Here is a 7,854-nt window from a genome sequence, read left to right on the forward strand (position 1 = left end):
CACTCTGCGCTGACGGCCAAGCAGACCGACATCGCGGGCAACACGAGCGCGGCCTCGACGTCATTGACTGTTGTCATCGACTCGTCGGCAGGGGCGCCAAGCGCACCAGATCTTCAGACTGCATCCGACAGTGGCTCGTCGAACACCGACAACATCACCAACCTGACGACGCCGACCTTCACCGGCAACGGTGCGGAGGTGGGCGCCACGGTGACGCTGTTCGACACCAACGGCACGACGGTGCTCGGCACCGGTGTGGTCGACGGGTCCGGCAACTGGAGCATCACGAGCGCGACGCTGGCGCAAGGCACGCACACTCTGACGGCCACGCAGACCGACATCGCCGGCAACACCAGCGCGGCATCATCTTTGCTGAACGTGACAATCGACACCACGACGCCCAGCGCGCCCACCATCACCGGTGTGATCGACGATGTACTCCCGCTCACTGGTACGGTGTCCAACGGCGGCAGCACCAATGACACGGTGCTGGTGCTCAATGGCACAGCGGAGGCGAACAGCACGGTGCAGTTGTTCAATGGTTTGACTTCGCTGGGTACCACAACCGCTAACGGTTCAGGCGCCTGGAGTTTCACGACTGCCACGCTGAGCAACGGCACAACCTATGCCTTCAATGCCAAGGCAACCGACTCGGCAGGCAATGTCAGCGGCGCGAGCTCGAACTACAGCGTCACGTTGGACACCACGGCACCGACGAACACGTGGACATATTCGAACGGCCCGAAGCAAATCACCGTAACGACCAGTACGGATGTCACTAGCGTGACGGCGATAGACAACAGCGACGGAACGCGTACCTACACGTTGACGCACCCTACTTCAACGACATGGGTTCTCACTTGGAATACGAGTATCAAAAACGATAGCGTGTCCGTTACTGCAGTTGATGCCGCTGGAAACTCGACCCTCAGCAAACATGATGCACCGGCCGGCATTGCAGGTGAAGGAATCAACTTGGCCCTTACCAATCCGACGACCGATTGTTCGACCGACCTAGTCACGGTCACGATCAACGGTGTCCCATCCGACTGGACTTTGAGTTCGGGAACAAACAACGGCGACGGCACTTGGTCCGTTCAGACGAATGATCCAAGTTCCTTGGCCGTAACTACTCCCGCAGACTTCGCCGGCGCCATTGTGCTAGGCGTCAACATGACATGGAGCCACGCCGACGGCAGCATAGGAAATGCCTACATATCGAGCAACGTCGAAGCTTACGCCCCAGGGTCCCCCATCTTCGCCATCTCCGCCGACGACAACCTCACCGCCTCCAGCGCCGCTGACCTCCTCGTTTTCGCCCAACCTATCGCACACGATGTGGTGCACAGTTTCGACGCTTCCGTCGACAAGATCGACCTGATCGGCTTCACCGGCGTCAGCGGGTTCGACAACCTGGCCATCGTCGACGATTCGAACGGCAATGCGGTCATCACGACGAGCCCCGGCTCGACCATCACCGTAATCGGCGTCCACGCCGCCGACCTGACCGCCGCCAACTTCGAGTTCAACCTCGAACCGATGACGATCAACACCGGCACGATGACGATCGCCGACGGCGCGATCCTACCGCTCGGCGGCGTCATCGAGAACAGCGGCACGATCGCCCTCGGCTCGACCGGCAGCGATACCGACCTGCAGATCCTGGTCGAAAGCGTGACGCTGCAGGCCGGCGGTCATGTGGTGCTCTCGGACGACAGCAACAACGTCATCTTCGGTGGGGCAGCGAACGCAACGCTGATCAACGTCGACAACACGATCTCAGGTGCCGGCCAGCTGGGCGCCGGGCAGATGACCCTCGACAACCACGGCACCATCGTCGCCGACGGCGGCCACGCGCTGGTGATCGACACTGGCGCCAATACGGTGGCCAACACCGGCACGCTCGAAGCCACCGGTTCCGGCGGCTTGGTCATCAACAGCGCGCTGGACAACAGCGGTACCCTGTGGGCCAACGGCGGCAATGTCACGGTGCATGGCAATGTGACCGGGTCCGGCAGCGCGGAGATCAGCGGCAGTTCGACGCTCTCGCTTGATGGCGCGGCCAACGTGGCGGTCAGCTTCGAGCAGGGCGGGGCGGGCTCCCTGACGCTTGGCGATGCCGATCACTTCAGCGGCAGCATCGCAGGCTTCGGCGGCAACGCTACGCTGCACTTGAGCGACATCGCAGTGAACGGCGGCACCACCATCGCTTACGCCGCCGGTACGTCGGCCGGCGGCGGCGTGCTGACGATCAGCGACGGCAGCAGCGTCGCCCACCTCGCGCTGCAGGGCAGCTTTGACCATGCCGGCTTCCACGGCAGTGCAGACCAGGCGGGCGGCATGCTGGTGACCGCGAATGTGGCCGATGCCAACCAGAACCTCCATGGCGGCGCGGGCACGGATATCCTGGTCACGGGTGCCGGCGACGACATCCTGGCCGGCGGCGCGGGCAACGACCTGCTGTTCGGCGGCGGCGGGGCCGATACCTTCGTCTTCGACAGCGTCCCGGATGGTGCCGGCAATTTCGACACCATCCTGGACTTCAAGGCCAATGGCGACGCCGACCATCTGCTGCTGTCGCAACAGGTATTCGGCAGCCTGTTCGCCACCGATGGCAGCCTGGACGCGACCCAGTTCGCCGAAGTGGGCGATGGGAGCGGCGGCTCGGTCACGCTGGAGGCCGCGGTCCACGTGATCTACGACAGCCAGACCGGCAACCTGTACTACGACGCCGATGGCGCCGATACCGTGGGTGGACGCACGGTGTTCGCCGTGCTCGGGGGAACGGAGCAACACCCGGCGTCCATCGATCATCACGACATCAAGCTTGGCTGATGTAGTAAGAAGGATATCGCAACCATGAAGCCCCTGCTGCAACTGCTCGTCCGCCCGCTCGTGTTCATCGCGGCTCTGTCCTTCTTCACCAACCTGCTGCTGCTGGCCCCTGCCCTGTTCATGCTGCAGGTGTTCGACCGGGTGCTCACCAGCCAGAGCCGCGAAACCCTGCTGATGCTGGTAATCGGGATGGCGGTCGCGCTCGGGCTGTCGATGGTACTGGATTACCTGCGCAGCCGGCTGCAGGGTGTGGCCGGCAACATGGTCGCCGAACAGCTTTCTCCGGTGGTGACCCGCGTGATGCTGGCGCGCTCGGCTGCCGGCGCGGCGCAATCGGGCCAGGAAGGCTTGCGCGATGTCGGCGCGCTGCGCAACCTGCTCTCGGCCCAGGGGCTGCTCGCGCTGTTCGACATTCCCTGGGCCGTGATCTATGTCGCCGTCATCTGGCTGGCCCATGTCTGGCTCGGCGTGGCGGCGCTGGCGGCATCCGTGCTGATGCTCGGGCTGGCGGTCGTGAATGACCGTCTCACCCGCAAGAGCATCGAGGCGCTCCAGCAGGAAGCGGCCAAGTCCACCCGTTACCTGGAAGCCTCGATGCAGAACGCCGAAGTGGCGCAGTCGCTGGGCATGGCCGGCGCCCTGGTCACGCGGTGGCGCCAGCTGAATGCCAGGGTGACCACGCTGCAGCGGCCCACGGCCCGGCGCACGGTCGCGATGGCCGCAGCCACCCGGGCCACCCGGCAAATGGTGCAGATCCTGATGCAGGCGCTGGGTGCCTGGCTTGTCATCAGCGGCGAAGGTACGGCCGGCATCATGGTCGCCACGACCATCCTGCTGGGCAAGGCGCTGTCGCCAGTCGAGCAAGTGGTGGCCAGCTGGAAGGTGCTGGCCGAGGGTCGGCTGGCTTATGCCCGCACCAGCGCCCTGCTGGATGCGGTCGACAGCCAGCCGGAGCGCATGCCGCTGCCGGCGCCGACGGGCCGGCTGCAAGCCACCGGCCTGGTGTACCGGCCGGCCCGCAGCGAAAGCATGCTGCTGTCCGGCGTCTCGCTGAGCCTGGAGCCGGGAGAAGCGCTGGCCATCGTCGGTTCCAGCGGTGCCGGCAAGTCCACGCTGGTGCGCCTGCTGACCGGCCTGTGGCAACCGAATGCCGGCGTGGTGCGGCTGGATCATGTCGACCTGGCGCAATGGGACCGCGAGCAGCTTGGGCCGCACCTGGGTTATGTGCCGCAGGACGTCGAACTGTTTCTTGGCACCGTCGCCGAAAACATCGCCCGCCTCGGCAAGGTGGATGCGGACGCGGTGGTACGGGCAGCTCAGCGTGCCGGCGTGCACGACATGGTGCTGCGCCTGCCGAATGGGTACGACACCATGATCGGCGCCACCGGCATGATGCTCTCGCCTGGCCAGCGCCAACGCATCGCCCTGGCGCGTGCCCTGTACGGCGACCCCAGACTGCTGGTGCTGGATGAGCCGAATTCCAACCTGGACGGCGCCGGCGAAATGGCGCTGGGCGAGGCGCTGAAGGGCTTGAAGGGCGAGGTCACGGTCGTGGTGGTCACTCACCGCAGCACGCTGGTGCAGCACATGGACAAGATGCTGGTGCTGGAAGGCGGGCGCGTCCAGCATTACGGCAACGTGGCCGAGGTGCTGCAGGCGATGCACCAGCCGGCCGGCGGCCAGGTCGTGGCGATGCCACGCGGCGTGCAGGACGCCGCCTGAGCGGCCTGCCCACTATCGAATGAATGAAGCGAGCGAGCGAGAACGATATGAACATTCCGATGCGAACCGATGCGGCCAACGATTTCATCATCCCTCACGTGGAAGAAGCCCACCGGCTCGGGCGCTGGGGCGGCGTCGTACTGGTGGGCGGGCTCCTGCCCGTGTTGGCATGGCTGTGCCTGGCGCCGCTGTCCTCCGCGGTGGTGGCGCCGGCTTATGTGAAAGTGGATCTCAACCGGCGGCCGGTACAACATGCCGAGGGCGGCATCGTGCGCCAGGTGCTCGTGCGCGACGGCCAGCAGGTGCGCCAGGGCGAGCCGCTGCTGGTGCTGGGCGATGTCTCGGTGGATGCGGACCGGAACCGGCTCGGCTATCGGGTGATGGCCGGGCGGGCCAGCCTGGCGCGGCTGGAGGCGGAGCAGTCCATGGCTGCCGACGTGAGCTTTGCGCCGGAGCTGCAGGCGGCAGCAAGGACGGACGTGCGGCTGGCCGAGCAACTGGCCAAGGAGCTTGCCCTGTTCCGCGCCCGGCGCGACGCCCTGTCCAGCCAGGTGGGCCTGCTGCGCACCCAGCGCGAGCGCATCGCCGAAGAAATCGTGGCATTGCAGGCACAGATCCGGCAGGCCGAGGCATCGATGGCGTTCCAGAAGCACGACCTGGAAAACAATCGCAAGCTGCTCAAGGATGGCTATATCGCGGCGACCCGCATCGCCCAGGTGGAAGCCAGCGTGGCCGACTACGGCGTCAAGATCGAGGAGCGCCGTTCGGAGCTTGCACGTGCAAGCCAGCGCATGGTCGACACGGACCTGCGTATTCGAGCGCTGGAAGGCGAATACCGGCAGCAGGCCAGCGACCAGCTCAAGGCCACCGCCGGCCAGGTCACCGAGACCGAGCAGGAATTGCGCAAGTCACTGGATGCGTCGGCGCGTCAGGTGATCACGGCGCCGGCGGCGGGCGAAGTGATCGACCTGAAGTATGCAACGCCGGGCACCGTGATCCCGCCGCGCGAGACGATCGCCGAGATCGTCCCCAGGGCATCGCGGCTCGTCACCGAGGCCCGCATCCGGACCGAGGACATCAACCGCCTGCAGCAGGGCCAGGCCGCGGAGATCCGTTTCACGGCGTTCCGCTACCGCACCACGCAACTGGTGCATGGAAAGCTGATCTATGTCTCCGCCGACCGCCTGGTCGACCGTACGACCAACATGCCGTATTACTCGGCCCTGATCGAGGCCGATGCCGCTTCGCTGGCCAGCGCCGGCGACCTGAAGCTGCTGGCTGGCATGCCGGCCGAGGTGTACATCAAGGGCGGAGAGCGCACGCCCCTGCAGTACCTGCTGGAGCCCATCACCGAGGTGTTGCGGCATGCGGGACGGGAACGGTGACCCTTTGAAAGTCGGTCAGGTCGACGCAGCACTGGCGCCCGGGCGTGCGCTGCCTCCCGCGCCTTTCGTGCCAGAATAACCGCACGACCACTGCGAGACACGCGCATGTTCCCCGTCTGCACCATCGGCCATTCCAACCGCTCGATCGACGATTTCATCGGCCTGCTGCGCCAGAACGGCATCACCTGCCTGCTGGACATCCGCACGGTGCCGAAGTCGCGCCACAATCCGCAGTTCGGCCAGGACCAGCTCGCGCCGTCGCTGGCCGACGCCGGCATCGAATACCGCTACCTGCGCGGCCTCGGCGGGCTGCGCCGGCCGCGCAAGGATTCGGAAAACGCCGGCTGGCGCAACACCTCGTTCCGCGGCTACGCCGACTACATGCAGACCGACGAGTTCGCCGCAAACGTCGATGCCGTGATCGAACTGGCTGCCAGCCGGACGTGCGCGCTGATGTGCGCGGAAGCGGTGCCGTGGCGCTGCCACCGCTCGCTCGTGGCCGACGCCCTGCTCGTGCGCGGGATTCCCGTCGACGACATCATCGACGCGCGCCAGCGCCGGCCGCACAAGCTGACGCCGTTCGCGCACGTCGAGGGCCTCTCCATCACGTACCCGCCCGGGCAGCAGGAAGAATAGCGGCGCTCAGCCCACCTGCGCGGCAATCCGTGCGGCGCTCTCCGGGTCCATCACCCGGGTCGCCGCCATGAACACCTCGAGCGACGAGCCACCTGGCAGGCGCGATCAGCGACGTCGGCTTTTATGAATTCAGGCGCCAGCTGCAATACAAGGCCACGCGCTACGGTACTCAACTCGTGCTGGCCGACCGATGGTATCCGTCGAGCAAGCTGTGCTCGGCGTGCGGCGACAAGTACGCCGCGCTGGGTCTGTACGAACGCACCTGGACCTGCGCCGCGTGCGGCGCGCATCACGACCGCGACGTGAACGCGGCGGTCAATCTGCAACGGCTCGCAACCGGCGCCCTCGCGACGCAAACTGTGCTACCAGTGGCGAGTCCGGCGGTGACGCCGGGCACTGCCGCYGGCGATGGGCCGGCGGGAGGCGGGAAAGTCACGCCTGTCAGGCACGAGCACGGTCAGCAGGACGGCTCGGGGCAGGAAGACGACGGTGAGCACTTGTGCTCAGATTTTCAATAGCAGAGCATCGTGGTTCGATTGTTCGCCGCGGCGGGCTCGGCAATATTTCTTTGCGACATCAAAAATTGCTTGTCAATACATGTAGTTAGATTTAATATAATCGACATATCAGGACGCCTGATACTACCCACACACTTCAGGAGACATTGTCATGTCCAAATACACTGGCCGCTGGCAGACCGAGCAGGTCGAGGTCGAACCCGGCATCGGTTGGATCACGTTGAACCGGCCGGAAAAACGCAATAACAAGGCCGTGCCGAAGGGGCGGCTGAGCGATGAAGTCATCGAACTGGCGCACGCGTTATCTTCGGCCAGAGCCAATCCAGGAGTCCTCCGATGTTCGTTMCCGATCTGCTGATCGCCGGGCAGGCACGTCCGGCGTCCAACGGCGCCGCATACGAGCGCCGCACCCCTGCCACCGGTGCCGTCGCCACGCGCGCCGCGGCCGCCACCCTCGACGACGTCGATGCGGCCGTCGCGGCCGCGCACGCCGCGTTCCCGGGCTGGTCCGCCATGCCGCCGAGTGCACGCCGTGCCCTGCTGCTTGGCGCGGCCGAGGCGATGGAATCTCTGCGCGGGCGTATCGTCGAAGCGGCAACGAGCGAGGCCGGCGGTGCCCCCGCCTGGCACCGATTCAACGTGACGCAGGCCACCAACATGCTGCGCGATGCGGCGGCGGCGACGGCACGGATCGCCGACGAATTCATTCCATCCGACGTTCCCGGGTCGCTTGCCATGGGCGTGCGCCAACCATGCGG

7 protein-coding genes are annotated in these 7,854 nt (G+C 65.8%); all 7 read left to right on the forward strand.

Annotated features, from left to right (window positions below; all coding sequences use genetic code 11):
- On the forward strand, positions 1–2,835 hold a 2,835-nt coding region (locus tag AC1DYX_RS25005; protein ID WP_477263902.1), incomplete at its 5' end, for an Ig-like domain-containing protein.
- Positions 2,836–2,859: 24 nt separating this feature from the next.
- A complete protein-coding gene (locus tag AC1DYX_RS25010; protein WP_477263904.1) occupies positions 2,860–4,557 on the forward strand; it encodes a type I secretion system permease/ATPase in 1,698 nt (565 codons plus the stop codon).
- A 47-nt stretch (positions 4,558–4,604) separates the two neighbouring features.
- A complete protein-coding gene (locus tag AC1DYX_RS25015; RefSeq protein ID WP_477263906.1) occupies positions 4,605–5,942 on the forward strand; it encodes an HlyD family type I secretion periplasmic adaptor subunit in 1,338 nt (445 codons plus the stop codon).
- A gap of 105 nt (positions 5,943–6,047) precedes the next feature.
- Positions 6,048–6,578 carry a DUF488 domain-containing protein gene (locus AC1DYX_RS25020; protein WP_477263908.1) on the forward strand — a complete coding sequence of 177 codons (531 nt, stop codon included), beginning with the start codon at positions 6,048–6,050 and terminating at the stop codon, positions 6,576–6,578.
- Positions 6,579–6,682: 104 nt separating this feature from the next.
- Complete coding sequence (locus tag AC1DYX_RS25025; RefSeq protein WP_477263914.1) at positions 6,683–7,096, forward strand: RNA-guided endonuclease InsQ/TnpB family protein; 414 nt, start codon at positions 6,683–6,685, stop codon at positions 7,094–7,096.
- Positions 7,097–7,247: 151 nt separating this feature from the next.
- Positions 7,248–7,454 carry a hypothetical protein gene (locus AC1DYX_RS25030; RefSeq protein WP_477263910.1) on the forward strand — a complete coding sequence of 69 codons (207 nt, stop codon included), beginning with the start codon at positions 7,248–7,250 and terminating at the stop codon, positions 7,452–7,454.
- Positions 7,433–7,854: aldehyde dehydrogenase family protein (locus tag AC1DYX_RS25035; protein WP_477263912.1), on the forward strand; the 422-nt coding region annotated here is incomplete at its 3' end. The genes AC1DYX_RS25030 and AC1DYX_RS25035, both read left to right, overlap by 22 nt.

It is taken from the genome of Massilia sp. P2_C2 (assembly GCF_056404615.1).

Excerpts from the sequence above, each read along its gene's own strand:
- AC1DYX_RS25010 (WP_477263904.1), top strand. The coding sequence starts at position 2,860 with ATGAAGCCCCTGCTGCAACTGCTCGTCCGCCCGCTCGTGTTCATCGCG.
- AC1DYX_RS25015 (WP_477263906.1), top strand. The coding sequence starts at position 4,605 with ATGAACATTCCGATGCGAACCGATGCGGCCAACGATTTCATCATCCCT.
- AC1DYX_RS25020 (WP_477263908.1), top strand. The coding sequence starts at position 6,048 with ATGTTCCCCGTCTGCACCATCGGCCATTCCAACCGCTCGATCGACGAT.